The organism is Mycobacterium numidiamassiliense (assembly GCF_900157365.1).
GTDB lineage: Bacteria > Actinomycetota > Actinomycetes > Mycobacteriales > Mycobacteriaceae > Mycobacterium > Mycobacterium numidiamassiliense.
On sequence record NZ_FUEZ01000004.1, the window covers coordinates 1,954,617 to 1,981,182 of the forward strand.

Consider the following 26,566-nt stretch of genomic DNA (forward strand, 5'->3'; position numbering starts at 1 on the left):
GTGGGAGCCCAGCGATAGATAGCTCAAGAAGTTTCCTCCGTTGGGCGCGAATAAGGGACGGGTACAGCGGGCCGTTACGGCCGACGCGGCGGTGGGGGACAAGGCGCGGTGGAGGTCGCGCGGGTGTTCGTGGAGGGTGTTGCGTCGCACATTGCACATTGGAGGCCGCGTCGCGCGACACGGGCCCGCGCTGTGATGGTGATGCACCACGATCGTGCGGCTTGACAGTTGGCACTGGGAGTCGACCGGATTGCCGAGCAGTGTCATGCCCCCACGGTGGAGGCGCGTGTTTCCTCGGTCAATGGCCGGATGCGAAGTTGACATGCATTCTGGGAGGCCGGTGACCAATCATTTCGCACTGGGTGCTCTTGACCAGCACGTTGGAGTGCTCGACAGTCATCTTAAATCCTCGTCGCGCAAGAACCAGTTTCCGCATCATCCCCATGGCAGGAGCACATATGGCACGTAACGACTGGCTGATTGGCGCGGACCGCCGCAGCGAGGCCGCGGAGCGGATTTATGCCGCCGCCACAGATCTAGTGTCGCGCGGCGGATTCGAGAACTTCTCGATCGACGCGCTGGCGGCCGCGGTGCACTGCGCGCCGTCCACTATCTACCGCAACGCCGGCGGCAAGAAGGCGATCCTGGAGGCGGTCACCATGCGCATGTCGGCGCGCATCGTCGAGGCGGTGCGTATGGCGATCGAGAACCTGCACGGTACCGAGCGCGTGGCGACGGCCATCGCGGTCGCCTTGGCCCGTATCCGCGCTGAACCGTTAGGCCCGTTGATCATGGGATCGATCCAGCCCAACCACGACGGCGAATGGCTCACCGATTCTCCCGGGGTCGCCGCTATGGCCGAAGAGATCATCGGACACGTTGACCCGCTCGCGGCGCAGTGGCTCGTCCGCGTCACCCTGGCTCTGTGGTACTGGCCGGTCAAGGACCAAGTCGCGGAGTACGAACTGGTTCAACGATTCGTCGGCCCGTCGACGTTTCTGAAATCGGCATAATCATGGGTGGTTGAGGGCGGATGATTCCACTGTTGGACAGGCATTTTCACACTTGCACCCACCTAGGCTCATCGCAGCTCATCGTCTCCGACGCGGCAGGTTCTCCCACGGGCGGCCTAGAGGCTTGTGCTTACCCGGATCTTGTTGGAGCGGCAACGCCAGCCTCTGGGGTGTCATCTGGTGATCGACTGTGGCCTCGGGATGAAATCGGTACGTGGCGTTGGAGGAACCGGATCTGATCAGACACGATCTGTTCGAAGTGCGGGTCGAGGTAGGGCTCGAAGTGGGTGCAGTCATAAGAGAGCACTTCACCTTTGGGGATGCGGGCCACGATTTTTTTGGCTTTGGCGTATGGGGTGACGTCGTCGTGTTTGGCCAGCTGCACCAACGTGGGTGCGGTGATGTCTGCGACGTGGCGGCCCGGGGAGTAGAACGGCACGCGTAGCGCGATACGCGCGGCGACATCGTTTTCGGCGAGGAGCTGTTCGTGCTTGTCCCCGGCCATCTTCTCGACAAGCTCAAATGCACCGGGGGAGGTCATCATCGCCACCCGGCCCGGTCGGCCGATGGACTGCACCCGGTACGGTTTGGCGCCGAGCCAGGAGCCGGCCTGGTCGCGCACGGCGGCAACGAGCAAGCGGGCCACCAGCTTCGGGTGCTGGGCGAACGCTGATGCCGGGCCGGTGACGTGGGGTACCTGCACTATCGCGGCAGCGAGCTCGTCGTCGTGGGCTGCCAGGTCCAGGACGTGTCCGCCGCCGAACGAGGAACCCCATCCCACCACGCGGGTGGTGTCGATGCCCTCGAGCCTGCGGGCGTAGGCGACCGCGGCGCGCCAGTCGGCGTGTTGGTGGCCGATGTCGAGGAGGCGGCGAGGTTCGCCTTCGCTGGCGCCCCAGTGCCGGTAGTCGAAGACCAGCGCGGCGTAGCCGGCCTGCGCAAAGCGTGCGGCGTAGGCATCCAGACGCAAGTCGCGGAAGGCGGCGAATCCGTGCGCTAACACCACGATCGGCGGGTTGTCGACTCCATCGGGCCGGTACAACCACGCCGCGCACGCCGTGCCCTCAGAGAGAAAGGCGGTGTCGTGGCGGACGAAGGTGTGCCCGGTGCTCATCGAATTTCCTCGTGACGCTGTTTCTTGATGGCCATTCAAGGAACTTAGCAGTATCTTGATTGGCATTCAAGACACGGTCTAGGATGAGTCTCATGCCGCGCAACAGACGGCCGCAGGCGGCCGACGAGAAACGCGCGGAGATCGTCGCCGCCGCCCGCGAACTTTTCATCGACGCCGGCTATGACGCCACCGCGATGGGCCGCCTGGCCACTGCGGCCGGGGTCGCAGCCAATACGATCTACTGGTATTTCTCTGACAAGGACGACGTGCTGGTCGCGGTCCTTAACGACGTCGTGGCTGAGGCCTGGACGCAATACCAGTCGGTAGCCGACGAACCCATGTCCGTGCGGCTGTTGTGGGTGGTGCACCAACTGCAACAAATGAGCCGCCTGGTGAGCACCGTGCATGCCCGCGCCGAACGCTCCCCGACAGTCGCAGAGTGGCACAACAACTTCCACCTCTTCACCGCTAGCCTGCTGCGGTCCGAATTGGAAAACGCCGGCACCCCCACAGCAGGGCTGGACGCCGAAGTGATGATCGGCGTCTTCGCCATCGAGGGACTGCTCATGCACCCCCTGAGCAACGACCAACAACGCACGATATGCGAGGCTCTCGCTGCACGTTGGACCTCGACACCGGCGCTCAGAACGTGATATCAACGCCAGCCACGCAGGTGGGCCGTACCTCCCGAAGCGGGGGAGGGACACCGATGGGACCGCTCCTTCCGGGTCGTCACACCGACCGCGCCGATTGACCCGGTGACTCAGTAGAAGGTATCTGAACACTGGCGAGCCTAAGGCGAAAATTGTTGTGCGAGTTGACAGTACTGGCGCCCATGACTTATCGGCCATTGTCCCAATCCGAAACCCGTTGCAGCAGAGCGCAAAAAGCGAATAATGCCTAGATATCCGGATGTGAGTTGGTTAAACGCCTGGGGTCGCAAACAGAAGTGCCCGCGCAGGCGATGGGCACCCGGCGGGGAAGTTCCGCCCCGGCTAAATCGGGGTCGTGGCCATGCTCAAAGTTCTGGGAATTGGACGCTTACGGTCTGCCTACTCCGCGCAGAATGCCCTGGATGTGGCGGTTAAGTTCTGCTGCATCGGCGAATAAACGGAAGTTGCGGGCGAAGCCGTTGAAGACACCGTCGAGGAAGGTGAGGGTGACAAGGGTCTGGCTTTCGAGCAGCGCAGGATCTGTGGCCGCGGCGGGGTCGGCGGCGATGATTGCTTTGGCGCGCGTGTAGAACTGCCAGCCGATCTCTTTGACCATCTCGTCAAGTTCGCGGTGTCTGACGGCATAGAACGTCAGCTCGACTCGTGCCTTGTTTAGTACGGAGCCAGAACCCTCGGCGTACAGCATCACCATTTGGGCCAGCGCCAGCGTGCTGCGGTGCTCGGAGGACAATTCGGTCGTTTCGGTCCAGGCGATCATGTCGGCGAGGTAGCGGTCTGCGACTCGGGTAAAGACCCCGCTCAGCAGGGCATCGCGGCTGCGAAAGGACGACGATGCGGTGCCCGCGGGGAAGCCGGCCCGCGCGTCGACAGCTCGGTGCGTAAGTGCGCGGATGCCACCGCTTGCGATGAGTTCGATGGCGGCGTCGCACAATTCGCGACGCCGCCGCGCGGGATCGTATCGACGTTGGGCAATGATGCACGAAGTGTAACCACCCCAATTTCACTATTTTTACTATAAATGTAGTCAATCTTCTACGTCGGTAGTAAAGTGCGCTTCCGTGGTTGCCGGAGCTGGCCGAAGGTGTTTCGATCGCGACACGCGCGCTGGCCGCGAGTTTGGTGGCCGCGCCGCTGATTCCCAGCTGCGTGCCTGCGTCGGCCGAACTGCGCAGGGATCGTCTTACCGCGCTGTGGAGAACCCGCTCGATGACGAGCGTGCCGATGCCTGACCGAGCGGTGCCGCGCCACGCCTCAATGCGGTGTGGTCCTGACACGCAGTTCTGGCACCTCGATCCGCGCGACTACCGGCTGTTCGTGTGGACGATGGTGGCGCTGCTGCTGTTGACCAGTGCCGTGCCGGCTTCGGCCGACGTGCCCCCCGGTTTCAACATGGCCACCGACGTGTGGCGGACTGCGGTGGCACCGGCGACGTGCCGCCCGGGTGATCGGATCGAGACCGGGTTGCAGGGCGAGGTGACCACCGAGGACCGGCAATCCGGGCGCAGCGCACAGGGTTACAACTGCAACGTCGATCTCGTTGGCCAGCTGCAGGGCCAGGGGGCCAGTTTCGTCAGCTCCTCCTATAAGAATTGCGCCTACATCGCCTCCACTCGGAACAACGGACTCGGCGTGCGAGTCGTCGACGCCTCCGACCCCGCACATCCGAAGTTGACGGCAGTACTCAACGATGCCGCGATGTTCGACGGCACCTGGGAGTCGTTGAAGGTCCACGACGGACGTGGCCTGCTCGCGGGAACCGGGGCCGGTATAGGGCTCGGCGTCGGCTACATCGCGCTCTACGACATTGCCGGCGACTGCGCCCATCCCCGGCTGCTCAACACCGAGCGGGGATCACTGCCCGGGATGCGGATCCCCATGCTCACTCATGAAGGCAGTTTCTCCCCCGACGGCGACACCTACTGGGCCACCGGGCAATTGTGGGCCAGCGCCGTCGACGTGAGCGACCCGAGCAATCCCCACGTCGTCTGGAGCGCGCCAGCCGGCCTTGGGGCTCACGGCATGGACTTCACGCCGGACGGCAACACGCTGTTCATGTCCATCCTGAACGGAATCAATGTGCTCGATTCCTCCGCCGTGCAAGACCGGGCTGCTCCAGGAACGATGCATCAGCTGCTGCCCATGCGCAGCAACTTGCACTGGGGTGACGGGTTGGCCAACCAGCACAGCATCTACGTCAACTACCACGGGGTGCCGCACCTGTTCAACGTGCAGGAGGCGGGCGCTGGCGGGGTGCGGCTCTTCGATGCCTCCGACTTGTCGAACATGACGTTACGCAACGAGATCAAGCTGGACATCGACTTGCCCACGCATCAGGATCGGGCGTTCACCAGCGCCTCGAACAACGGGTTCTTCTCCTACGACTCGCACTACTGCTCGGTCGACAGGCGCGACGATCCACAGGCGCTGGCCTGCGGCTGGGAACAGTCGGGTATCCGGATCTTCGACGTGCGCAACCCCGACGACATCCACGAGATCGCCTACTACAACCCGCCCGCCGCCGTGGGGCGCGACGCCGACCTCACCAACTCCAGCCACATCCAATTCACCCACCTGACCGGGGCCCAGCCCCTGATCGCGGCGCTCTTCCCCGTCGCGCGAGCGATCCTCGACGGTGACATCCAAGGCACGGACGCCCAGATCGATGGTCGACGGTTCCTAGGCGGAGCCGACCTCACCGCCGACTGGTGCATGTCACCGCCGGAATTCCGCGGCAACCTCCTGTACGTCACGTGCTCGGACAACGGATTTCAGGTGCTACGTCTCGACCCTTCGATCTATCCGCCCAAATGAGCCGCACCCGGTGGCTGATCACCAGGATCGGCACACTGCTGGCCTTCGTCGCCGTCGTGGTGATCCTCGTGACGCACCACGACGCCGCGCCGGCGCCCAAACCCGCGCTTTCAGAAGTCGACACAGGGTTCGCCCAGGACATGTCGGTGCATCACCAACAGGCGGTGACACTGGCCGACGTGCTCGCCCCCGGAGTTGATGACGACGTGCGAGTGCTCGCCGATCAGATCCGGACCAAACAGATCTTCGAGATCGGTCAGATGACCGGCTGGCTGCAAGCCGCCGGCGCCCCGCCGGTCGCAGCCCACCCGATGGCGTGGATGACCGCACCGCACGGTGCGGGCAGCGCCGACTCGCGACACGACGGGCAAACGCAGACCATGTCGATGCCGGGGATGGAGTCGGACGCCATGCTCATGCCGGGCATGGCGTCGCGGGCCGACCTCGTCCGACTGCAGGGGTTAAAAGGACGAGACAACGAAATTGTGTTCCTGCAGTTGATGTACCGCCACCACCAGGGTGGCATCGACATGGCGATGTACGTGTTCAACCACACAAAGACGGGGTTCGTGCGCCAAGCTGCGCTGGCGATGGCGCGCGATCAAGGCGAAGAGTGCGCTCTCATGTCGTCGATCATGTTGCGACTCAACGCATCACCACTGTCTTATCCATGAGTGGACCATGTCCGACGGTTTCTGCGATCGGCGAAAAGGGAACGACCGGCAATTTCCGATCACGGCTACGACCGACACGACCAGGAGAAGAGAGCGCGACATGACTGAGGCCCACGCATCGCTGATCTCGTGGCGCGCTCGTACCGGTTTCGAAGGAGGGGTCGCGGATCTACCCCGGCTAGGCATTCGTCTAATGGCCGTGACGACGCTAACGGTGCTTGCGACGGCGACCGCTCCGGTCGCGGGCGCCGACAACTTCCGCTTGAACAACGGTGTGGTGGCCCACGTCTATGCGCTGCAGCAACTTTCGGGTTGTCCGAAGGAGTTGCGTTCCGACCCGCAATTGCGGCAGGCCGCACAATGGCACACCCTCGACATGCTGAACGACCGCAGCCTCGACGGCGACACCGGATCGGACGGCAGCACTCCGCAGGACCGTGCGCTGGCTGCTGGATATCAGGGGCAAGTGGCCGAGACGGTGTCCATCGATCCTGCCTCCATGGCGGGTTCGGCCTTCGCCGCCAACGGCATCGAGGTGATCAGACAGTGGCAATCTAACCCGGCCTACCTGGCCATCATGACGAGCTGTGCCAACACCCAGATCGGCGTGTGGTCGGAGAACAGCCTCGACCGCATGATCGTCGTGGCCGTCTACGGGACAGGGCGGCGGTGAGCACCGCAATGCTCACGAGCAGTGGGTCGATGTCTGAACCCAGGCGCTCACAACTGCCTATCCGCCTCTCGAGGCTCAACGCATGACAATAACGCATGACCTCCGAGGATCCGCTGAGCTCCACGCTCTGAACCCCATGAGCCGCATCGGAGCACTCCGGGTGGCGGCGGACGTGGTGGGCTAATGGGAATGCCGGGGCCCGTGAATTGGCCGCCAAGTGCAGTGAGCGCTTTCTACCGCCCGCTGACCGGCTAGCGCCGAGCCCTCACGGGCGACGCTGAAAGAGGTAGTAACGCGTCGGGGTATTCTCGCGCGCGCTTCCCCGCCTCAGCCGTGCCGCATCGAGGTCCTGCTCGTCGCCGGCGGACAACTGCGTCCAGCCGGGTGCGAAGCGTCTTTCCATCTCGGCGGGGTCGATGCCCGGCACGCCGAACCTCCCGCCGGGAACGAACGCGACGATCAACAGCCGTGCATCGGATGCCGCCACCGCGCTGACCTCCCGGACGTACGCGTCGCGAGCGTCGTCGCTCATGTTGTGCAGGCACCCGTTATCGACGATCAACTGGAAGTCGGCACCGATGCTGGCCCGGCTTAAATGCGTGACATCGGCCTGGACGAAGTTCACGGAAGTACTAGCCGCGCCGACCCTGGCGCGGGCCTTGCTGAGCGCCTTTGGCACAAAATCAACACCGGTGACTTTCCAGCCGTGTTCAGCGAGATAGATGGAGGAATCTCCGGTACCGCATCCGAGGTCAAGCGCCGATCCCGCGGGCAGCGCGGGCGTGTCGCCAGCTCCTTCTACCAGATCGCGCAGAGTCTGCCCGATCGGATGACCGTCCCACGGGGTGAAGCCGATCCGGTAGAAGATTCGAAAGAGGGTCTGTTTGGACGCCATACTCCCACCGTATGCCTAGTCACTGAGCCGTTGTCCCTTCCGCCCCGCGGACCTTACGGCAGGCACTGCAGCCCTTGAATGCATCTCAGATCGTCACCCCGAACACCACCGCCATCAACCCTGGCGGCAGCTAACGAGCCAAGCGCTGCAACGTATTTCATGGTCAACGACCGGGTTGTTGTTGCAGGGACGGTTCAGGGTGACAGGGCCGTCGCAGCTTAGGCACCAAACACCAGCATCGCGGTACGAACCGGTTTGACTGGGACCGATTGACCGGCACTAGCATTGCGTATGCCTGCTCACTGCACCGTCAAACGGCTCGGCTTGCCTCCTTACGCGCCTGCAGGGCGAGCAGGCGGTCGCGTTGTTCCTCAAACTTGAGTACTCGGCGTTGAAAGTCTTCCAGGTAGGCCGCGAGTTGCTCACGGCGTTGTTCACCTCGGGACGTGAAGTCGTCCCGTTCGAAGATTCGCCATTTACGTAGGTTCGGTGTCACGACGTCGTCGAGATGCTGGCGCGGATCATAGATGCCATGTTTGGCCATCAGCACGCCGTTGCGGCGAAAATTGGGCATGCCCTGACCGGGCATCCGGAAGTTCTCGATGACGTCGGCAACCGCCTCGAGGGCTTGGTCGGGGACGAGATCGAGCGCCGCACTGCAGATGTTTCGATAGAAAATCATGTGCAGATTCTCGTCGGCGGCGATGCGTTGCAGCATCCGGTCTGCGATCGGGTCATTGCACACCTTGCCGGTGTTGCGGTGGCTGATGCGGGTAGCAAGTTCTTGGAACGTGACGTAAGCGACCGACACGAGAAAGTCAGCCTTGCGCAGTGTCTCTTCCTCGGCGGTGGGTCCGAATCCCTTTGTCAGATGCTCCATTCGCGCCCGGTCCAGCGCCACCGGGTCAACGCCGCGAGTGACGACGAGATAGTCACGGATCGCGATGCCATGCCTGTTTTCCTCGGCCGTCCAACGGCCCACCCACGTCCCCCAAGCGCCGTCAAGGGAGAAATTCTGAGCCGCATGGTGGTGATACGACGGCAGGTTGTCCTCGGTGAGCAGGTTGGTGATCATTGCCGCCTTCGCGACTGCGCTGAGCTGCGACTGCTCCGGCGCCCAATCCACGCCACCCATGTTCGCGAAATTACGGCCGCGATCCCAGGGCACATAGTCATGGGGATGCCACTCGACGGCCACGGATAAATGTCGATGGACATTGGCTTCTGCGATCGGCTCCAGATCGCGCAGCATCTGCGGATCGGTCAACTGTTTCAACATTGCACCTTGGCCTGTGATCGCGGCAGCCCACGGCGAGCGGAGTTTGCCTGGTGACGAGTTGCGCGTGGAGGGTCGGCGGTCGCCGGTTCTCGGCGCGGCGGTAATTCTCGAATTGGCCGACCGCAACACTGTGCTGAGGGCACACAGCTGAGCTGCGGCGAATAGCCCCGGCCTTCAACGTTTTCGAGCGTCATATCCCTCCCGACCGAAGTGGCTTCCCCCGGCCCCAGGGTACTGCAGTCAGTGCAATACTGCAATCAGTGCAAGATTGCAATCTGTGCAATTACTGGGTGTGACGGGCGTCGCTGCTTTACTGTGGGGTCATGGGGCCTGCACCGGCCGGGACGCATCGAGAGCAAAAGCGTGAGCGCACCAAGGCGGCAATCGTCGAGGCCGCCATGGGCCTTTTCGAGTCGCAGGGTTACAACGAAACGACCATCGCCGATATCGCCGCCGCCGCTGGCGTCGCTCCGCGCACCTTCTTCAGCTACTTCGCCAGCAAGGACGAACTGCTCTTCGACGAGGCCGAGACGCGGATCGGCGCGGCGTACGCGGCGATCGCCGAACGACGATCCGATGACAGTGTCGGTGAGGTGCTGTTGCGGTCCCTCAGCGATGTCATCGAGGCGGGGCACGACTTTGGGGGCAGGCACGGCGAGCTGCGGGCTCGGCTCATCCAAACCGTGCCGGCTATCCGCGGGCGCGCCCTTCAGCTTCAAGTCGACGCCCAACGTGAGATTGCCCGACAACTGCACGATGCGTACTCCGACGAGTTGGACCAGATCACCATCGGTGCGGTGGTCGGCGCCTTCGTCGGTGCGGTCAACGGTGCGGTGCAGGCAATGTACGACACGGGGGCTCCGGCCGACCCCGAAACCCGTTCGGCCGTGTTGCGGCGAGCCGTTGAGGCCTCATTGCCGTCGTGGGCTACCCACCCAATGTCGGGCGCGTCCTAACCACTTAGCCGACCTGCACCCCTCCGGGGGGATCTGTAATCAATTGCAGTGCGGTCAATCTCGTCGTGGACGCTGATCAGCGCGCAACGGCCTTCGGGCCCGCAGACGTGCGGATGAGCCGAGCCAAACGCTGGTGCGCTTCGCAGAGGCCAAGATCGACATCGACTTATCGCACCACTCGCACCGGCACGTTGTGCCAGCCAATCACATTCGTCATCGCGACGCGCTTCAAACCGTCGTGCTGAATCTCATATCGGGGCATGAAATCGAGCAGCTTATCGATCGCAATCGCACTCTCCATACGAGCCAGTGCTGCACCCAGACAGCTGTGCACGCCGTAGCCCATTCCGAGGTTCTGCGCCTCGCTGCGATCACGCTCGATGTCGAAGGTATTGGCGTCGGTGAAGGCGCGTTCGTCCCGATTCGCCGAACCCACAACCAGCATGACGGGTTTGCCCGCCGGAATTGTGGTGCCGTGCAACTCGATTTCTTTCATGCTGTAGCGCACGACATACTGGGCGGGTGCTTCCCAGCGCAGTAGCTCTTCTATGGCTGCCGGAATCTTGCCACGGTCGTCGAGCAGTATCTGCCACTGATCGGGGTGCTCGGCGAAGGTGACGACGGCGTTGCCGACCAACTTGGTTACCGTCTCGGCCCCGGCCCCGCCCAACAGCGATGCGAAACCGGTGATTTCGAGGTCATCGAGCTTCGTTTTGGTGCCGTCCTCGCGCTCGACCTCGACAGCGATCAGTGAGCTGATCATGTCGTCGCGCGGCTGCGCGCGACGGTCCTGGACGAGGTTGTAGTACATGAGGCCGGTCTCGATACCGGCCTGAAGTCCGGCCTCTGGCATTGCGATCTTGCCGTATTCCCGCTCAAGCTGCTTGTCCAGCCACAGCCGGACCTGCTGGCGAAGCTCGGCCGGGACACCGAGCATCTCGGTGATCACCTCGACCGGAAACAACGCGGCGAAGTGCTGCACCACATCGAAATTCGCGGGGTCGGCGGCGCTGAGGAATCGTTCGATCTGTTCGGTGACCATCTGTTGTTGGCGTTGGATGGCGCGCGGGGTGAAGACCTTGTTGACCAGGCCACGCATCCGTCGGTGTGCGGGTGGGTCCATCATGATGACCAGCGGCGGCACCGGTTGGCCGGACTGCACCATTTCGAGATCGATTCCACGCGCCGACGAGAACGTGGCGAAGTCCTTCAATCCGGCGGCGACATCGGCGTGCCTGGTCAGCGCGTAGAAATCGTATTCGTTGTTGTAGTAGACCGGAGCCTCATCACGCATCCGCCGATAGGTCTCATATGGCGCGTTGAAAAAGTCGTCAGAAAATGGGTCGAAAACCACTTGTGAGATGGTCACTTCATCCTCCTTGCCCAGAAGTTACGTCGTATACGGAAATCGTTGTGGCCAAAGGCTATTGGTGTGTTCATGAACCTCTTGCGCTGTCATTCGTGCCCGACCGGTCCGGGCTGTACTGTCCGTCCCCGGTGGCGGCGCGCAACATCGCCGCCGCCTCGGTGAACTTGATGCGCGGTCGTCCCAGTCGCTGGCCGGCCCGCGTCTCGGCGGCGTCGATCCGCCGCCAGCCATCGAAGCCGATGGTGTCCGGCTGGCGCCGGCGCAGCAACTCGCGAAAGCCGCTCTGGTCCGGGGCCGCCACGACCACACCAGTCGCCGCATCTGCCACCAGCTGGGTGACCGTTTCCCGGGCGCATCGCTTGTTGCTGCCGATCACACCCGACGGCCCTCGTTTGATCCAACCGGTCACGTAGACGCCCGGGAGGGGCTCACCCCCCGGCGATGCCAACACCCGGCCCTGGTGGTTGGGAATCACGCCGCGCACCACATTGAAGGGCACACCCTTGACTGCAACGCCACGGTGTCCGACCGCTTCGAGCACCAGCCCGGTGCTGAGTTCGTCGGATTCAGGGCCTGTCTGGACGCTGATGCTGCCGTCGCCATTGGGCACCAGCGTGTTTCGGGCCAGGCGCACGGAGGAGAGTTTGTTTGCCCCGCAGAATCGTGTCGGCGAGCGCCGGTACTTGAAAACGATCCGTCGTGTCGCGCCGGTGGGCGGCCGGCGCGAAATCTCCTCAGCTAGATCAGCTTTCAGACGGGCAGCCGGCTCGACATCGGACTGACTGAGCTGCTCGGCGGTGGCAGGATCAATGACAGTGTCGGCCGGGTCGATGATCACGTCCACACCGGGGAGGTCGAGCAGGGCGATCAGTTCCGGGCTGCTGTACGCTGCCTGCGCCGGACCCCGGCGCCCGACAATCACAACCTCACGGATGGTGCTCTTGCCCAACGCTTTTAGGGCGTGCTCGGCGATATCAGTGTGGATGAGCTCGGCGGGGTCGGTGAGCAGGACGCGAGCGACGTCGAGTGCTACGTTGCCGTTGCCGATGATGACCGCACGTTCGCCGGACAGGTTGAGTACCAGATCTGCATGGTCGGGATCGCCGTTGTACCAGCCGACGAACCCAGTCGCCGAATGCACACCGTCGAGATGCTCGCCGGGTAGGCGCGTCGTGCGGTTTGCCGAGGCTCCGGTGGCGTAGATGACGGCGCTGTGGGCGGCGGACAGCTCCTCGTGCGAGACGTGGGTCCCCACTTCGACGCCGAGGTGCATGGTCACATTGGGTTTGCGTGCGGCCCGCTCAAACAGTTTGGTGATCTTTTTGGTCCCCGGGTGGTCGGGAGCCACTCCCGTGCGGATCAATCCGAATGGTGCCCAAGAGCGGTCGTAAACATCGACCGCGATGCCTTGGTGTTCGAGCAGCTCCCAGACGGCATACATGCCCGCAGGACCGGACCCGACGACCGCGACCCGAAACCCGGTCAGATCGGCGCTCGGGCGCAGGACCGTCATGCGCAAGTCGTCGTCGCTGTGCGCGCGGCTGCGGAAATAAGCCGAGCTGATATCGAGGTAACGCGCCTGGGAGTCGGTCAGCTCATCGTCGGCGACAATGGCGCCGACGGGGCACTCTTCGACGCATGCCCCGCAGTCGATGCAAGCGTCGGGGTCGATGTAAAGGCTTTCCGCGGTGGTGAATGCGGTGTCATCGAGTCGCGGATGGATGCAATTCACCGGGCAGACCGCGGTACAGGATGCGTCTTTGCAGCATGACTGCGTGATTACGTAAGGCATGGTCGGTGACGGTCCTCCCGGTGGTGCAGGCGACAGCTGCGCCGCATGGCCGACACCGTGAACTTGATGGGCAGCGCCCTAGGCGGGTTGCCTGAGTTACAGGTTAACCGTAATGTTAACGGTAACGCGCATGGTAACTATATGTGTGTTGGCTGCGCAAGGACGGGCCAGCTCATCTGCGGCCGACCGGACCGGTGAGGAGGTTAAGGTGCCCGAGACTCGGATCGGCGCCCTGACGATCGCGTTCGAGATCCTGGGCGAAGATCCACCCGTCGTCGTGACCCCGGGCGCCCGCTATATCACCGACTTCACGCAGCAGCGAAGCGAGATCGGGGCGCGCGCATGATGCAACGCCACGTCGTGTGCGCACTGGACGAACTGCCTCCGGGCACGTCAAAGATCGTGCCGGTGGGGAAATTTGGCGTCGGCGTCTACAACGTGGACGGCACGGTGTACGCGATCGCGAACTATTGCTCGCATGAGGGGGCCCCGCTGTGCGAAGGCCTGGTCTGCGGCACCAACGAGTATGCGCCCGATGAACCCGGGCAGCTGAAGCATGTCAATGACGGCAGGATCATTCGTTGTCCTTGGCATGAATGGGAATTCGACCTCACGACCGGCAAAAGCCTGGCACGTCCGAGCAAGCGAATCCGCACCTATGCGGTAGAGGTGACCGATGGGACGGTGTATCTGACCGCATGAGCGATTCCAGTCTCATCATCGATACGAATGTTCAGCCGCATTTCCGCCACAACGCTGAGATCCGGAAATTCATCGCGCCCGCGTACAAGAATCGCGCCATTCCCGACGTCGAGCAGCAGTGGTATCAGGCCCCTGGTGGGGACTATCGCGCCGACCTGTACGACGGCAAATATCCAGGCTCGGACCCTGACACGGTGTGCCGGCATCTGTTCGATGACGGCGGCGTCGACCTCGCCATCCTCAACCCGCTGACCCGCGGGAACATCGCCGACTACCTGCTGAACAGCCGCATCTGCGCGGCGACCAACGACTGGCTCATCGCGCGATGGCTGGATGCCGACACCACCGGAAGGCTGCTCGGTACCATCCGGGTCAACCCTGAAGATCCGCGCGGCGCGGTCGCGGAGATCGAGCGCCTCGGCGCCCACCCCAAGATGGTCCAGGTGGGGGTGCCGATGCAGTCCCGAGAGCCCTACGGCAAGCCCATGTTCGAGACGATCTGGGAGGCCGCGGCGGCCCATGGCCTCCCCGTGGCCGTGCACATCAACGGCGGTAACGGGGTCGATCGGGCGCCCACGTTCGCCGGCCACGCCGACACGTACCCGGGCTATGCCGCCTTCATGCCCCTCAACTATTTCGTCCACCTCGCGACGCTGATCGTCGAAGGCGTTTTCGGGCGCCACCCGAACCTGCGTTTCACGTTCGCCGACGGCGGCTACGACATTCTGACGCCACTGATCTGGCGGTTGGATACGTTCTGGCTGTCCAACCGCGATCAGACGCCGTGGGTCGATCGATACCCAAGCCAGTATCTGAAAGACCACGTGCGGTTCTGTTCATCGGCATTCGACGGACCAGCCGCGCAGGCACAGCGGTGGCTGGAATTCTCGGACAAGGCCGACCTGCTGATGTACGGGTCGAGCTACCCGCACTGGTCAACGACGTCACCGCAGGACGTGACCGCGGGCCTTGGTGATCAGCAGCGGGAAAAAGTGCTCTGGCGCAATGCGAGTGACCTTTTCGGCCTCGCATCACTTACGAAGGGAAGGGTCCCATGACCACAATTGAGCGGCCCCGGTCCGAGATCGTCACCGAGGAGATCGCCGTCACCATCGTCGACACCGATGTGCATCCGTTGCCGGCCTCCACCGAGGTGATCAAGTCCTATGCACCGCCGGAGTGGGTCGACCGAATCTGGCCGACCGGGAACGCCAGGACGCCTCTCCCGCACTTTTATGACACCCCTGAGGCGTTCAAGACGAGCTCGATGCGGGTTGACTCGATGCCACCCAGCGGCGGCTTCGCTGGAACCGATCCGGAGTTCGCCGCTAAGCAACTTCTCTTGGACGCTGGCGTGAGCATCGCTGTCCTCGAGCCCATGTGCGACGCAAAGCTTCCCCAGGCCGAGCACATCCTGAAGTCCGCGCACAACGACTGGTTAGCCGATGTCTGGCTGGACAAGAACAACTGGCATGGACGCTGGCGGGGAGCGATCAGCGTCAGCGCCCAAACCCCGATCGAGTCCGGACGAGAGATCGAGCGCTGGGCCGGCCACCCTTACATGGCCGAGGTATTGATCACTCCGCAGACCAGGGGAATCCCCTTCGGCAATCCGCATTTCGACCCTATCTACGAGGCGGCAGCACGCAACGGGTTGCCGGTGGCCACCCATTTGATGGGGCAAACACCGTTCGAGTTGATTCCGCATTACCCCGTCGGCAACCCTGCGCATTGGCATGACTTTTTCGCCTCCTGGCCGCTGCTGTACGTCTCCCATTTGATGAGCCTGGTCTTCGATGGGGCGTTCGACCGGCATCCCGGCCTGCGGGTCGTTTTTGTGGAGGGCGGCTTCACCTGGGCGATGCCGGTGATGTCACGGATGGATCGCATTTGGGAGCAGCGCCGATCCGACCTGCCGCATGTGCGTCGTCGTCCCTCTGACTACGTCCGGGACCACGTCTATTTCACCACTCAGCCGCTTGAGGACGTGGAGGTCGGGATTTTCCGCGAGTACATGGAAATGATGGACCTCGGTGACAACCTGATGTTCTCGACCGACTACCCGCACTGGAGTTTCGACTCTCCGGCGTGGGCGGTGCACCGGTTCCCGGCTGACCAGCGTGAGCGAATCATGCGCGGTAACGCCAAAACCCTGTACGGGTTGCCGGAAACCGTCAAGGCGCTCCCGGACGAACGGACAACGGCCGCAAGTCAGTGACCCCCGATATTCCCCGCAGCATTGAGGTGCACACCATGGTCGAACGCGGCGCCATCCTTCGGGCGATCGGATGGCCGTTAAGCATCGAGGACATAACGCTTGCACCGATTGCGCCCGACCAGGTTCGGGTGCGGATCGCCGCCAGTGGGGTGTGCCACTCTGACCTGTCGCAAGCCACCGGCGCGCTCCCGGTGGGCACGCCCTGCGTGCTGGGCCACGAAGGCGCAGGCGTGATCGAGGCGGTGGGCTCCGAGGTGCATCACGTGGTACCCGGGGACCACGTGGTGATCTCGTGGGTGGCGGCGTGCGGGCAGTGCTGGTTTTGTCGGCACGGTGAGGTCCATCTGTGCCGCAATGCCATCCGCGATGTGTACGCGATGCCCTATGCCACGGACAGTAAGGGTGAGGCGCTATTTACGGCGATGGGCGTGTCCAGTTTCTCCACGGCCACGAACTGCCTCGCGCGGGCCGTCGTCCCGATCGACCCCGAAATCCCTTTGGAGATCGCGTCGTTGATCGGCTGCGGTGTCGCCACCGGGGCGGGCGCCGCCCTGAACACCGCGCCGGTTGACCACGGTAGCTCGGTGGCCGTAATCGGGCTCGGCGGCGTCGGCCTGGCGTCCCTAATGGCCGCAAAGGTTCGTGGCGCCGCCGAGATCATCGCGGTCGACCCGGTTGCTTCGCGCAGGGATGCCGCGTTCTCGCTGGGCGCCACAGCCGGGGTTGATCCGGCCGACGGCGATGTGGTCCAACAGATTCGGTCGATGACGGGCCGCCGCGGCGCGGACTTCGTTTTTGAGGCCGTCGGTCACCGCGGCACCATCGAGACCGCGATCGGCGCGACCCGCCGAGGTGGCACCACCTGCATCGTGGGCGCCTCGCCGCCTGACGAACTGGTCTCTCTGTCGGCTTACGACCTCTATATGCACGGCAAGACCCTGGTGGGCTGTCAATACGGCTCGGTGGTTCCCAGCCGAGACTTCCCGCTTCTGCTCGGGCTTTGGCGCACTGGTCGGCTTCCGCTGGATCAGCTGATTACCGGGCGGGTGAAGCTCGAGGACGTGAACGTCGCGTTCGACGATCTGGTTCGCGGTGCGGGTATCCGCACGGTAATCGTCAACGAGTAAGAGACATCGAGGTTGAGGCAAGTGCGAATGGACGAGACCGCCGATTCGACGCGGGTCGATTGGCGTCGGTATCCCTACCGACTGGTGCCGGGTGATTCACAGCTCGATTTCCCGGCTGCGGAAGGCACTCACCCTGACTACGAGTCGGATACCTGGTACCTCGCTGGGCATCTGGCCGTTGAAGCTGCCGGGCGGCATTTCGCGTTCATTGCGATCTTCAACAGAAACCGCCCGGGCCCAGACGTGGTCGCCGACTTTCACACGTTCGCGTTGTTCGATGTCGATCGCGCTGCCTACGGCACGTTCACCGACTACGACATGCCGCCGAAGAACCTGGAGCCCGGCGCGCGCCCCAAACTGACCAGTGCGGAGGGCTACTTGGCTCTCCGATACGAGAGCAGTGCGGGAACAGCCGTGTGGTCGGAGTGCCGCGACAGTGCGGGGGAGCTGATGCCCTACACCTACGACTTCGCCGCTTTTGGCCGCGACCATGACGGCGCGGCAATGGAACTGCGATTGCGGGTGACGCCCACACGTCCTCCGGTGCCGGTCGGCGCATCAACGTACAACGGCAAGATCGTCGCGTGTTTGCAGGACGACACCTATTCGTACTTCCAGACCGGCATGCGGATGGAGGGAACGCTGCGCTGGGGTGATGTGGCAGAAGAGGTGATCGGGCATTCGGGCCACGTCGATCGGCAGTGGTTCCCTCGTTACGCCGGCGGCGGTGCTACCGGCGGCGACGCCCGCGGACAGGCTCACGAGTGGCACACCATCAGCCTCGACAACGGCGTCGACCTGAGCGTCTGGCGGCAATTCGACCGCCGGATCGGCAATGCGGTGGTGCCGTTTAGCGGTGTCACGATTGCCTACGCTGATGGAACCGCACCTGCGTGCGTCGAAGATCTCGAAGTGACCACGACCGGTTATGTGCGCTGGCCCAACGAGATTCGTCCTCTGGTACGACCACCTTCAGGTGGGCGGTACTTGCCCGACCGGCACCGGCTCAGCTCCAAGGAACTGGAGCTCGAGCTCATCTGTGAGCCTGTTGTTCACGCTCCCGCCCACGCATTGCCGATCGAATACTTGGAAGGCCCTTACCGGTATCGCGGGACCATGGGGGGACGGCCGGTCACGGGTTTCGGAATCGCCGAGGCCACCAACGCGATGTACCGGGATTGGGAATTGGTGGACGTCCTGGCAACGCAGCTTGCCCGCACCGAATCCTATTCCGAGACTCTGGAATCGGCGATCGAAGAGCTGCGGTCTTTGATTGCGCGCCGCCACGCGCAGGAGGTATTGGATTACCTCGAACGCGAGTTGCGTCCGCTTCTCAATGCGCTCTCCGACAACGAGTCCGGTGAGCTGCTCGAGATACTCGACGATCTGGCCGACGCGGTGCGCGAAGGCCTAGCGTAGCCGGTGTGCTGCCGGGACTCGCCAGGTGTCAGAGCGACACGATCGTCGCGGAGGCGGTACCGGGAGCGCCGTAGACCTGAGCGAACCCGACTTTGGGTTCCCCGGGTACTTGCCGGGCGCCGGCCTGGCCACGCAGCTGCACGACGAGTTCGTGGACCTGGCGCAGCCCCGACGCGCCGATCGGCTCGCCATTGGCGATAAGCCCCCCGTCGGTGTTGACCGGCATCGAACCACCGATCTCGGTGGCCCCGTCGGCGATGAGCTTCTCTTGATCGCCATCAGCGCAGAATCCGGTCTCGGCCATGTGAATCACTTCCGAGCCCGCGTCGGTGTCCTGCAGCTGGATGACATCGACGTCGGCTGGCCCCAGCCCGGCCGCCTCGAAGGCGGCTCGTGCGGCGTATACGGTGGGCGAGGCCGTTTCTTCGACTGGTGCGCAGGTGGCATGTACTTCGTAGGAACCGAAATGACGGGTCTGGATTTCGGCAGCTCGCAGATACACGGGCGTGGAAGTGTATCGGTGTGCGATGTCGCCGCGGCACATGATCACCGCCGCGGCTCCCTCGTCCGGCGCGCAGAACATGTACTGGGTGAGCGGATAGTTCAGCACCGCTGAGGCGAGAATCTCTTCTTCAGGTATTGGCTTACGGCGGAACGCTTTAGGATTCAGCGCACCGTTGCGGAAGTTCTTGGCCGCCACTTTGGCTAGCGTTTGCCGTGAGATGTCATGGTCATGCAGGTACCGGTTGGCCTTCATGCCGAAGAACTTGGTGGTGACGAACTGCCCGTTCTCCCCGTACCACTGCGGCAAGGCCATGGTTGCCGGATCGTCACTGAATGCGCCGCGGGGATGCTTGTCAAGCCCGACGGCGATGCCGATCTCGTGTGTGCCAAGCCGGATCGTATCGGCGCAGACCTTGATCGCGGTGGCTGCGGTCGCGCATGCGTTGAACACGTTGGTGAAGGTGATTCCGGTCAGTCCGACGAGCCGTGTCACGGCGTCAGGGTTGGACACCTCATGGCTGCCGCCCACGGCGAACTGGATGTCCGGCCAATCGAGATTGGCGTCGGCGAGCGCGAGTTGGATCGCCTCCGCACCCATTTGCACCGCAGATTTGGCGAACCGGCCGAACGGGTGCAACCCGACACCGATGATGGCCACGTCGTTCATTGTCAATCTCCTTCGCGCAGTTCCGATTAGACGGGCTGAAAGGCAAACGTCAGGATCTCGTTACCTTCGTCGTCGGTGGTGAGGGGGACCATCGTCAGAGCAACCTCCATGCCGAATCGCAGCTTCGCCGGGTCGCTCTCGGTGAGTCTGGCCTCCACCCGGATCACGCCATCGAGCTGCACGAGGCCGATGCCGAATGGCGTGAACATGTTTCCCGTCGGGCCAGTGAACGGCGCGCCAGGCGCGAATCCCTGTGTCGTCCAAGCGATCAGGGTCCCGCGCTGCGGGAGCAGCAGTTCTGACATCTGGGCGCCGCTGCATTTCGGGCAGCGTTCCTGCACGGGGAAGGTGGTTGCGCCGCACTCGCTGCAGCGGCTGCCGATCAGTTGGGGCTCCTCATTGGGCCAGGTCGAAATTTCGGATGCAAGCGCCTTTTGCATAGATCCTCCGTATCCCAACGCCCAACGCCACCCTGGTGGTGGCCTCTTCGGGTCGACACACGCCTACGGTAACTCCTACCGTAACCTGAACCACTGCGGGTCACCGCCCCGGGGGTTTTCTTTCACAGCCGGCCGATGATCTCGTCGGCGAATCGGCTGATTCCGTCAATTGCTCCGCTGGTGCGCTGCCACGGAGCGATGATCAGGCGGTCGATGCCTGCGTCGGCCAGTCTGCGCACGTCGTCGGTGGATTCCACCGGCAGACCGATGCTGATCTGTGGGCGCCCGGGCCTTTCCTGCTCCTCCCACAGCGTGCCGAGCTTTTGCAGAGATACCGGCAGCATGTCGAGAGTGTGGTTCATTGGGAGCCAGCCGTCGCCGTAGCGGGCGACGCGCCGCAACGCGGCCATGCCGTCACCGCCCACGTGGATGGGCGGTCCGCCAGGCTGGACTGGCTTGGGTTCGAACATCACCTCGTCGAAATCGAAGAACCGACCGTGGTGGGAGACAACAGGTTCGGTCCACAGCGCGAAGCACACCTGCAACGTCTCGTCGATCCGGGCGCCGCGGGTGCTGAAATCCAATTGGGCGGCGTCCCACTCCTCGCGCAACCAGCTTGCACCGACACCGAACTCAAAGCGCCCGCCCGACACGATGTCGAGGGTCGCGGCGGCGCGTGCGCTGATGAAGGGATGGCGCAGACCGATGTTGTAGACCTGGGTGCCGAGCCGAATGTTCTGTGTGGTGCCCGCCAGGAACGACAAGTAATTCAGCGCGTCGAACACCGGCGTTTGGGGTGGGATCGGTGGATGCTCGTCACCCTTGTGGGGGCTGCCGGCCATCTGCACCGGCAGCACCAGATGTTCTGGAATCCAGACCGACTCGAATCCGAGGTCGTCGGCGCGCTGTGTCAACTCCGGCCACAGTGACGAGTTGGCCCTGGCCAAGGTGATGCCGAATTTCATTGTTTCGGACAATGATTCGCCTGCTTTCAGTCGTCGGGGGGTGTCGGCGGTCGGCGCCGCACTTCCAGCGGTCGACCGCGCGGTGCTGCGCCGATGTCAACGGACACCGACCGCGGTGCGGGCCATCGGTCGCGAAGCCGCGCCGGATCGTCGCCGCGCCGATCCGTGGGACTCGTGTCGACCTGTTAGGAGCCCGACCACGGGATGGCCTTCACTGCGCCACCGGCATCGATGCGCAGCTGTTGGCCGGTGACGTAGCGCGCGGCGTCCGATGCCAGGTACAACACGGCCTCGCTGACATCCTCGGGTTCGATATAGGGAACCGGCATGGCGTTGAGGATGGGGAAGGTCGCCTCCGCGTCCTCGCGAGTGGGGTTGTCGAGGTCGGGCCGGAAGGCGGCGTACATCGGCGGGCTGTGCAGCATGGCGGTGTTGACGTTGGTGGGGTGCACGGCGTTGACACGGATGAATTCGGGCGCCAGCTGCAGTGCGAGGTTGTTGACGTAGTGCGACACCACTTGTTTGGCAAAGCCGTAGCCGGCGCCACCGGGGCCGGCGTCCATCCCACTGGTGTTCTGCGAGGCCAGGGACGCGGCCAGCGAGCCGGTGGCAATGATCGACGCACCGGCCTTGAGGTGTTTGAGGCTGACGTGAACCAGATTCAGGACCCCGACCAGGTCGACGTCCACGGCGTCGATGAAGGCCTGGCGCGGACCGCCCTTGGTCAGCGGTGCGATCCCGGCGTTGGCCACGACGACGTCAAGTCTGCCCAGTTCGGTCACTCCGGTGTCGATGGCCGCCGCCAGCGCGGCCCGATCGCGGACGTCGACAATCGCGGTGTAGGCCGTGCGCCCTTCCTTCTCTACCAGGCGGGCGGTTTCGTCGAGGTCTTCTGGTCGGGCCAGCGGGTAGTCGTTGGACGCGATGTCCTCACACACATCGATGGCGATGATATTGGCGCCCTCGGCGGCCAGTAGCCGCGCGTGGGACCGCCCCTGCCCGCGTGCCGCGCCACTGATGACCGCGACCTTGCCCTCGACTCGTCCCACTATGACTCCTGTTCGTTGTGTTCGCCATCGCCGACGCGGCGGTGGCCGATGATTGGTGTGTCTAGGTGCTGCTCAGCCTTCGACGCCGTTCTGTGTGCCGATTCCGCTCGCCTCGTATCCGCCATCGGGAGCGTCGGCCCCGCACAAAAGTCCACCGTTGAAGGTGGTGGCGGTTAGGCCCTTGGATAGCACTACCCAGGGCCACCGCGGGTCGCGGGATCGTCATTTTTGCGGCGACTCGGTGACGATAACGGTAGGTCTTACGGTAACGTCGTGTCAACGCAGCTTGGCAAATGCTCGCCAGGTTCCTCCGGCGCGCTATCGAAAGGTTTGGTTATGTCGCGTGTGCTCAGCGGGGTCCGGGTTGTCGAGATCGCCTCATGGACCTATGTGCCGTCCGCCGGAGCGGCGCTAGCGGATTGGGGTGCGGACGTGATCAAGGTGGAAAGCGTCGAGTTCGGCGACCCCAGCCGGGCCCTGGTCGTTGGCGGATTCACCCGCGAGGCTGCGCGTGTGGACGCCGATTTCATGCTCGAGCTGGGCAACAGGGGCAAGCGCAGCATCGCGATCGATCTCAAGTCCGAGCTCGGCCGCGAGTTCTTCGGACGTCTCCTTGCTACCGCCGACGTGCTGTTGACCAATTGGCTTCCCGGCGCCCTTGAACGAGCGCGCCTGACCGTCGAGGACATCCGCGCCTTCAATCCCAATATCATCATCGCGCGAGGATCGGGCCTAGGGGTGCGCGGTCCGGATAGAAACCAGGGCGGCTTTGACGGAGCCACCTACTCCGCGCGCGGCGGGGTGGCGTACACGTTGACGCCGTTCGGCTCCGATTATCCTGCCGTGCAGGGGCCCGCGTTCGGTGACTTACAGGGTGGGGCAACCTTGGCCGGCGGGGTGTGTGCGGCGCTGTTCCACCGCGAGCGCACGGGCGAAGCCACCATCGTGGACTCATCGCTACTGGCGCAGGCGATGTGGGCTATCGCGCCGTCGATTCTGGTGGCCGACTTCTTCGACGCGGACGGCATCCCGGGGGCTCCTCCTGGAGTCGCGATGAACCCCGTGGTGAACCGCTACAAGACCCAGGACGGCCGCTGGATCCAGCTAGTCTTTTTGCAGCCGGACAAGTTCTGGGCCGGCTTCTGTCACCGGATCGGGCTGCCCGAACTCGCCACCGACGAGCGGTTCGTGCCGTCGGCCAACCTGGTGGCGCATACCAGCGAAGCGGTTGCGATCCTCAACAAGGCGTTCGCCGAGCACGACCTTGCGCACTGGCAGAAGGTGCTCGCGGACGAGCCGGGCGTGTGGGCCACCTACGCGACACCTCGCGAGACCCTCAACGACCCGCAGGCCGGGCCGAACGGCTACCTGATCGCCAACGTCGACGACCAGGGCAAGGAGTACCGGACGGTGGCCGCCCCCGTGCAGTTCGGCGAGACTCCGCCCGAACCCTCCCGCGCACCCGAGCACGGCCAGCACACCGAAGAGATTCTGCTGGAACTCGGTATCGACTGGGACGACATCGCCAAGGGCAAGGACGTCGGCGCCGTTCTGTAGGCCTCGTGCGGCGCAACTCGCCGACTACGTTGGCGGTGCCTCACTTTGTGAGGACGTCCCGTGGCCTCGATTCTTGCGTACCTCGTTGAACGGTATGCCCCGGTCGGCGGCGTACTCGCGGGGAAAGTTCAGGATCCGCTCACCGATGATGTTGCGCGCGATCTCGGTGGTGCCGCCACCGATGGAGTCGCCCTGACGCGACAGGTATCGCTGTCCGGCGGTGAATGCTTCCGTTGAATTCCCGACGACGCTTGCCGTGCCCGCGATCGCCAGCGCGATGTCGGACACGAGACTCTCAGTGACGCCGAGGCATAGCCGCAGCAGCGATCCGCCGGCCTGAGGCAACGAGCCGTCGAGGACGGCGTGGTAGACGTGGTCGGCAAGCTGATCGCGCACCGCCCGGTGCACGAGGCCCCGCCCGGCCAGTTCCCGGACCCGCTCGTTGCCTGCCTGTCCGGTCTCGTTGACCAACTCGACGAGGTCGGCCGGTTTGCTGTCGAAGTTCTCGATACCAACGCCACTGCAGAACTCGGAGCCCTTGCCCACCGCGCGGCGCTCGTGGAAGAGCTGACGCGACGCGACAGCCCAGCCATTGTCGACTCCGCCGACCACAGCGTCGTCACCGAGCTCCACGTTGTCGAAGAACTCCTCACAGAACTCGAGCGAGCCGTTGACTTGTTTGATACGCCGCAGCGTGATGCCGGGATGGTTGATCGGGACCAGGAACATCGTCAGGCCCTCGTGCTTGGGCACGTCCCAATTGGTTCGGGCGAGGCATAGTCCGTAGTCGGCCGCGAAGGCTCCGCTGCTCCAGATTTTCGCGCCGTTGAGCACCCACTTGTTTTCCCTGCGGTCGGCGCGGGTGATCACCCCAGCCAGATCCGAACCGCCGCTGGGCTCCGACAGCAGCTGCACGAGCACCTCGTCGCCGCGCAACGCGGCACCGATGTGCATCTTCTTTTGCTCCTCACTCCCGGTGTCGAGCAACGTCGCACAGCAGATGGCGAAGCTGGGAGCGTTGAGGATGAGGGGCAGTTCATAACCCTCGGACTCGGCGTCGAAGGCCTTCTGATAGGCGTAATCCAGACCGAGCCCGCCGTACTCGCGCGGGAAACAGATGCCGGCGAAACCTCCGTCGAACAGCCGCCGTTGCAGTTGACGGACGCGTGCCCAGGACGCTTCGTCGTCGCGATGGATGGGCAAGTCTGCCGGATTCTTCGGGACGCGTGCCATATTCGCGGCCAGCCAGGTCCTCGCCCGCGCGCGAAACTCGGCCACCGTCTCGGTGTCCTTGGTCATCGTCGACTCGGTCACGTTTGACTGCGGATCAGCCATTTCCGGATCCAGACCCTTCTCGTTGCTGTTCTTCGGCGGCATAGACGCGCAGGTTGTGCTCCTCGGGCGTGCCGTAAAGCGAGCGATAAAGCGCCACTCGCCGTAGGTAGACATGGAGGTCGTGCTCCCACGTAACGCCGATGCCGCCGTGCAACTGCACGCACTGCTGCAGGATCACGCCCGCCCGTTCGCCCACATATGACTTGGCGATGCTGGCAGCGCGCGCCGCCGCCGGCGAACGCTCGGCAACGGCGGCCACTGCCGCATTCGTGGTCGCGCGACACGCTTCCTGCCACATTTTCATATCGGCGAAGCAGTGCTTAAGTGCCTGATAGGACGCGAGCGGACGACCGAAAGACGTGCGGTCAAGCGCCCATTGGATGGTGAAGTCGAGGACGGCGTCGAGGATGCCGACCACCTCGGCGCACTGCAGGATCTGGGCAATCTGGCTTTGCCGCTCGATGATCGCGGGCGTCTGTGCCGCCGTGCCGACCACGGCAGTCGCGGGCACCTCAACCGCGTCGAAGGTTACCCGTGCGTAATGTTTGACCAGATCGATCGACGGTTCCTGCGCCCTGCTGACCCCAGGGGCGTCCCCTGAGACGAGCAACTGTCGTAGCCCGTCGACGGTGCGGGCCATGACCAGCAGTGTGTCGCATTCGCACCCGGCTTCGACGCGGTCCTTCACGCCGTCGATGCGATACCCGGACTCGGTGGCCGTCGCCGTGACCTCGGCCCCAAGAGGATCCCAGGCCCGGCCCGGCTCATACACCGCCCACGATGCGATGGCCGTGCCGTCGACAAGTGATGCGATGGTCGAGCCATGATCCGGGTCGCCGCCAACGGCGTCGCTCGTCGCGGCTTCCACGAGTGCGGTCAGCACGGCGCTGACGGGATGCAGCGGCCCCGGCGCCACGCTCCGGCCCATGTAACGGGCAACGAGGGCCAAGTCATCGACGCCATTACCCGAGACGCTGCCGCCGCCGAGTCGTTCTGGGACTAGCAGTGCGGTCCAGCCGAGCTCGGCCGCCCTCCGCCACCAGCCGGGTTCGAACGAGGTGCTGACTTCGTGCAGCTCCCGCACGCGCGAGAGGGGTACTTCGCGGTCGAGGAACGCTTGCGTGGTCGAAGCGAACAGCGTCATCTCCGGGGAATCGACCGACGCCATCAACGTGGCCTTTCTGGTGAATGGGTGGGCGTTACGACCTGACTGGGGCGCGTGCGCCTACCAAGGCCAGGCGTTCGGCTCGGTGCGCCACCGCGGACGACCGACCACCACTGCCCGCCGCTTTGGGCGTGATTTGGTCGGTCGCGAAGCCCAACGTCGATGCCG

The 26,566-nt window shown here is 63.9% G+C and carries 24 protein-coding genes and 1 pseudogene; 13 read left to right on the forward strand and 12 right to left on the reverse strand.

Going from position 1 to position 26,566, the window contains the following annotated elements; translation table 11 throughout:
- Window positions 1–458 precede the first annotated feature (458 nt).
- Complete coding sequence (locus MNAB215_RS17910) at window positions 459–1,013, forward strand: TetR/AcrR family transcriptional regulator (protein WP_077080017.1); 555 nt, start codon at window positions 459–461, stop codon at window positions 1,011–1,013.
- A gap of 130 nt (window positions 1,014–1,143) precedes the next feature.
- Here the strand turns inward: MNAB215_RS17910 and MNAB215_RS17915 are convergent, their stop codons facing one another.
- Entirely contained in the window at window positions 1,144–2,127 is a 984-nt protein-coding gene (locus MNAB215_RS17915) for an alpha/beta hydrolase (protein ID WP_083746161.1), read from the reverse strand.
- A gap of 92 nt (window positions 2,128–2,219) precedes the next feature.
- Here MNAB215_RS17915 and MNAB215_RS17920 point away from each other — a divergent pair, with 92 nt between their 5' ends.
- Window positions 2,220–2,780, forward strand: a complete 561-nt coding sequence (locus MNAB215_RS17920) for a TetR/AcrR family transcriptional regulator (RefSeq protein ID WP_108637660.1) — start codon at window positions 2,220–2,222, stop codon at window positions 2,778–2,780.
- Window positions 2,781–3,168: 388 nt separating this feature from the next.
- Here MNAB215_RS17920 and MNAB215_RS17925 read toward each other — a convergent pair whose 3' ends face one another.
- Window positions 3,169–3,732 carry a TetR/AcrR family transcriptional regulator gene (locus MNAB215_RS17925; RefSeq protein ID WP_077080019.1) on the reverse strand — a complete coding sequence of 188 codons (564 nt, stop codon included), beginning with the start codon at window positions 3,730–3,732 and terminating at the stop codon, window positions 3,169–3,171.
- A gap of 131 nt (window positions 3,733–3,863) precedes the next feature.
- Between MNAB215_RS17925 and MNAB215_RS17930 the strand changes: the two genes are divergently transcribed.
- The 3 genes and pseudogenes from MNAB215_RS17930 to MNAB215_RS17940 all read left to right on the forward strand — a co-directional run.
- A complete protein-coding gene (locus tag MNAB215_RS17930; protein WP_245830347.1) occupies window positions 3,864–5,612 on the forward strand; it encodes an LVIVD repeat-containing protein in 1,749 nt (582 codons plus the stop codon).
- A complete protein-coding gene (locus MNAB215_RS17935; RefSeq protein ID WP_077080020.1) occupies window positions 5,609–6,286 on the forward strand; it encodes a DUF305 domain-containing protein in 678 nt (225 codons plus the stop codon). The genes MNAB215_RS17930 and MNAB215_RS17935 overlap by 4 nt, the downstream gene beginning before the upstream one ends.
- Before the next feature lie 193 nt (window positions 6,287–6,479).
- A pseudogene (locus MNAB215_RS17940) lies at window positions 6,480–6,944 on the forward strand (CAP domain-containing protein); the annotation flags it as partial.
- A 280-nt stretch (window positions 6,945–7,224) separates the two neighbouring features.
- On the opposite strand, the gene MNAB215_RS17945 reads toward MNAB215_RS17940, so the two are convergent.
- Together MNAB215_RS17945 and MNAB215_RS17950 are read right to left on the reverse strand one after the other, a co-directional pair.
- Window positions 7,225–7,854, reverse strand: coding sequence for a class I SAM-dependent methyltransferase (locus MNAB215_RS17945; RefSeq protein WP_077080022.1), 630 nt, complete (start codon window positions 7,852–7,854; stop codon window positions 7,225–7,227).
- Between the two features lie 310 nt (window positions 7,855–8,164).
- A complete protein-coding gene (locus MNAB215_RS17950) occupies window positions 8,165–9,133 on the reverse strand; it encodes an acyl-ACP desaturase (protein WP_077080023.1) in 969 nt (322 codons plus the stop codon).
- A 323-nt stretch (window positions 9,134–9,456) separates the two neighbouring features.
- Here MNAB215_RS17950 and MNAB215_RS17955 point away from each other — a divergent pair, with 323 nt between their 5' ends.
- Complete coding sequence (locus tag MNAB215_RS17955; RefSeq protein ID WP_077080024.1) at window positions 9,457–10,089, forward strand: TetR/AcrR family transcriptional regulator; 633 nt, start codon at window positions 9,457–9,459, stop codon at window positions 10,087–10,089.
- 166 nt (window positions 10,090–10,255) lie between these two features.
- On the opposite strand, the gene MNAB215_RS17960 is transcribed toward MNAB215_RS17955, so the two are convergent.
- A complete protein-coding gene (locus MNAB215_RS17960) occupies window positions 10,256–11,458 on the reverse strand; it encodes a cytochrome P450 (protein WP_077080025.1) in 1,203 nt (400 codons plus the stop codon).
- 67 nt (window positions 11,459–11,525) lie between these two features.
- Window positions 11,526–13,250 (reverse strand): FAD-dependent oxidoreductase, encoded by a 1,725-nt coding sequence (locus MNAB215_RS17965; RefSeq protein ID WP_077080026.1) that lies wholly within the window; start codon window positions 13,248–13,250, stop codon window positions 11,526–11,528.
- Between the two features lie 208 nt (window positions 13,251–13,458).
- Between MNAB215_RS17965 and MNAB215_RS29780 the strand changes: the two genes are divergently transcribed.
- Genes MNAB215_RS29780 through MNAB215_RS17995 form a run of 6 tightly spaced genes read left to right on the forward strand, consistent with a single transcriptional unit; the run spans window position 13,459 to window position 18,716 of the window.
- Window positions 13,459–13,596, forward strand: a complete 138-nt coding sequence (locus MNAB215_RS29780) for a hypothetical protein (RefSeq protein ID WP_165691585.1) — start codon at window positions 13,459–13,461, stop codon at window positions 13,594–13,596.
- Window positions 13,596–13,952 carry a Rieske (2Fe-2S) protein gene (locus MNAB215_RS17975; RefSeq protein WP_077082115.1) on the forward strand — a complete coding sequence of 119 codons (357 nt, stop codon included), beginning with the start codon at window positions 13,596–13,598 and terminating at the stop codon, window positions 13,950–13,952. Before MNAB215_RS29780 ends, MNAB215_RS17975 begins: the two co-directional genes overlap by 1 nt.
- Window positions 13,949–15,010, forward strand: a complete 1,062-nt coding sequence (locus MNAB215_RS17980) for an amidohydrolase family protein (protein WP_077080028.1) — start codon at window positions 13,949–13,951, stop codon at window positions 15,008–15,010. Before MNAB215_RS17975 ends, MNAB215_RS17980 begins: the two co-directional genes overlap by 4 nt.
- On the forward strand, window positions 15,007–16,170 hold the full coding sequence (locus MNAB215_RS17985; RefSeq protein WP_077080029.1) for an amidohydrolase family protein: 1,164 nt from the start codon (window positions 15,007–15,009) through the stop codon (window positions 16,168–16,170). Before MNAB215_RS17980 ends, MNAB215_RS17985 begins: the two co-directional genes overlap by 4 nt.
- Before the next feature lie 35 nt (window positions 16,171–16,205).
- On the forward strand, window positions 16,206–17,297 hold the full coding sequence (locus tag MNAB215_RS17990; protein WP_077082116.1) for a Zn-dependent alcohol dehydrogenase: 1,092 nt from the start codon (window positions 16,206–16,208) through the stop codon (window positions 17,295–17,297).
- 27 nt (window positions 17,298–17,324) lie between these two features.
- On the forward strand, window positions 17,325–18,716 hold the full coding sequence (locus tag MNAB215_RS17995) for a lipocalin-like domain-containing protein (protein WP_077080030.1): 1,392 nt from the start codon (window positions 17,325–17,327) through the stop codon (window positions 18,714–18,716).
- A gap of 28 nt (window positions 18,717–18,744) precedes the next feature.
- On the opposite strand, the gene MNAB215_RS18000 is transcribed toward MNAB215_RS17995, so the two are convergent.
- The 4 genes from MNAB215_RS18000 to MNAB215_RS18015 all read right to left on the reverse strand — a co-directional run bounded on the left by MNAB215_RS18000 (window position 18,745) and on the right by MNAB215_RS18015 (window position 22,341).
- Window positions 18,745–19,887, reverse strand: a complete 1,143-nt coding sequence (locus MNAB215_RS18000; RefSeq protein ID WP_077080031.1) for a thiolase family protein — start codon at window positions 19,885–19,887, stop codon at window positions 18,745–18,747.
- 26 nt (window positions 19,888–19,913) lie between these two features.
- Window positions 19,914–20,327 (reverse strand): Zn-ribbon domain-containing OB-fold protein, encoded by a 414-nt coding sequence (locus tag MNAB215_RS18005; RefSeq protein WP_077080032.1) that lies wholly within the window; start codon window positions 20,325–20,327, stop codon window positions 19,914–19,916.
- 122 nt (window positions 20,328–20,449) lie between these two features.
- The gene (locus MNAB215_RS18010) at window positions 20,450–21,292 is read right to left on the reverse strand and encodes a TIGR03619 family F420-dependent LLM class oxidoreductase (RefSeq protein ID WP_077080033.1); all 843 of its coding nucleotides are present in this window, start codon (window positions 21,290–21,292) and stop codon (window positions 20,450–20,452) included.
- A 185-nt stretch (window positions 21,293–21,477) separates the two neighbouring features.
- Window positions 21,478–22,341 (reverse strand): mycofactocin-coupled SDR family oxidoreductase, encoded by an 864-nt coding sequence (locus tag MNAB215_RS18015; protein WP_077080034.1) that lies wholly within the window; start codon window positions 22,339–22,341, stop codon window positions 21,478–21,480.
- Window positions 22,342–22,677: 336 nt separating this feature from the next.
- On the opposite strand from MNAB215_RS18015, the gene MNAB215_RS18020 reads away from it, so the two are divergent.
- Window positions 22,678–23,898, forward strand: a complete 1,221-nt coding sequence (locus MNAB215_RS18020) for a CaiB/BaiF CoA transferase family protein (protein ID WP_077080035.1) — start codon at window positions 22,678–22,680, stop codon at window positions 23,896–23,898.
- Between the two features lie 24 nt (window positions 23,899–23,922).
- Here MNAB215_RS18020 and MNAB215_RS18025 read toward each other — a convergent pair whose 3' ends face one another.
- Together MNAB215_RS18025 and MNAB215_RS18030 are read right to left on the reverse strand one after the other, a co-directional pair.
- The gene (locus MNAB215_RS18025) at window positions 23,923–25,233 is read right to left on the reverse strand and encodes an acyl-CoA dehydrogenase family protein (protein ID WP_425436471.1); all 1,311 of its coding nucleotides are present in this window, start codon (window positions 25,231–25,233) and stop codon (window positions 23,923–23,925) included.
- A complete protein-coding gene (locus MNAB215_RS18030) occupies window positions 25,226–26,401 on the reverse strand; it encodes an acyl-CoA dehydrogenase family protein (RefSeq protein ID WP_077080036.1) in 1,176 nt (391 codons plus the stop codon). Before MNAB215_RS18030 ends, MNAB215_RS18025 begins: the two co-directional genes overlap by 8 nt.
- Window positions 26,402–26,566: the final 165 nt, after the last annotated feature.

What these genes read in the sequence shown, in the direction of transcription:
- MNAB215_RS17910 (WP_077080017.1), top strand. Translation starts at nt 459, where the DNA reads ATGGCACGTAACGACTGGCTGATTGGCGCGGACCGCCGCAGCGAGGCC.
- MNAB215_RS17915 (WP_083746161.1), bottom strand. Translation starts at nt 2,127, where the DNA reads ATGAGCACCGGGCACACCTTCGTCCGCCACGACACCGCCTTTCTCTCT.
- MNAB215_RS17920 (WP_108637660.1), top strand. Translation starts at nt 2,220, where the DNA reads ATGCCGCGCAACAGACGGCCGCAGGCGGCCGACGAGAAACGCGCGGAG.
- MNAB215_RS17935 (WP_077080020.1), top strand. Translation starts at nt 5,609, where the DNA reads ATGAGCCGCACCCGGTGGCTGATCACCAGGATCGGCACACTGCTGGCC.
- MNAB215_RS17945 (WP_077080022.1), bottom strand. Translation starts at nt 7,854, where the DNA reads ATGGCGTCCAAACAGACCCTCTTTCGAATCTTCTACCGGATCGGCTTC.
- MNAB215_RS17950 (WP_077080023.1), bottom strand. Translation starts at nt 9,133, where the DNA reads ATGTTGAAACAGTTGACCGATCCGCAGATGCTGCGCGATCTGGAGCCG.
- MNAB215_RS17955 (WP_077080024.1), top strand. Translation starts at nt 9,457, where the DNA reads ATGGGGCCTGCACCGGCCGGGACGCATCGAGAGCAAAAGCGTGAGCGC.
- MNAB215_RS17965 (WP_077080026.1), bottom strand. Translation starts at nt 13,250, where the DNA reads ATGCCTTACGTAATCACGCAGTCATGCTGCAAAGACGCATCCTGTACC.
- MNAB215_RS17975 (WP_077082115.1), top strand. Translation starts at nt 13,596, where the DNA reads ATGCAACGCCACGTCGTGTGCGCACTGGACGAACTGCCTCCGGGCACG.
- MNAB215_RS17980 (WP_077080028.1), top strand. Translation starts at nt 13,949, where the DNA reads ATGAGCGATTCCAGTCTCATCATCGATACGAATGTTCAGCCGCATTTC.
- MNAB215_RS17985 (WP_077080029.1), top strand. Translation starts at nt 15,007, where the DNA reads ATGACCACAATTGAGCGGCCCCGGTCCGAGATCGTCACCGAGGAGATC.
- MNAB215_RS17990 (WP_077082116.1), top strand. Translation starts at nt 16,206, where the DNA reads ATGGTCGAACGCGGCGCCATCCTTCGGGCGATCGGATGGCCGTTAAGC.
- MNAB215_RS17995 (WP_077080030.1), top strand. Translation starts at nt 17,325, where the DNA reads ATGGACGAGACCGCCGATTCGACGCGGGTCGATTGGCGTCGGTATCCC.
- MNAB215_RS18000 (WP_077080031.1), bottom strand. Translation starts at nt 19,887, where the DNA reads ATGAACGACGTGGCCATCATCGGTGTCGGGTTGCACCCGTTCGGCCGG.
- MNAB215_RS18005 (WP_077080032.1), bottom strand. Translation starts at nt 20,327, where the DNA reads ATGCAAAAGGCGCTTGCATCCGAAATTTCGACCTGGCCCAATGAGGAG.
- MNAB215_RS18010 (WP_077080033.1), bottom strand. Translation starts at nt 21,292, where the DNA reads ATGAAATTCGGCATCACCTTGGCCAGGGCCAACTCGTCACTGTGGCCG.
- MNAB215_RS18020 (WP_077080035.1), top strand. Translation starts at nt 22,678, where the DNA reads ATGTCGCGTGTGCTCAGCGGGGTCCGGGTTGTCGAGATCGCCTCATGG.
- MNAB215_RS18025 (WP_425436471.1), bottom strand. Translation starts at nt 25,233, where the DNA reads ATGGCTGATCCGCAGTCAAACGTGACCGAGTCGACGATGACCAAGGAC.
- MNAB215_RS18030 (WP_077080036.1), bottom strand. Translation starts at nt 26,401, where the DNA reads ATGGCGTCGGTCGATTCCCCGGAGATGACGCTGTTCGCTTCGACCACG.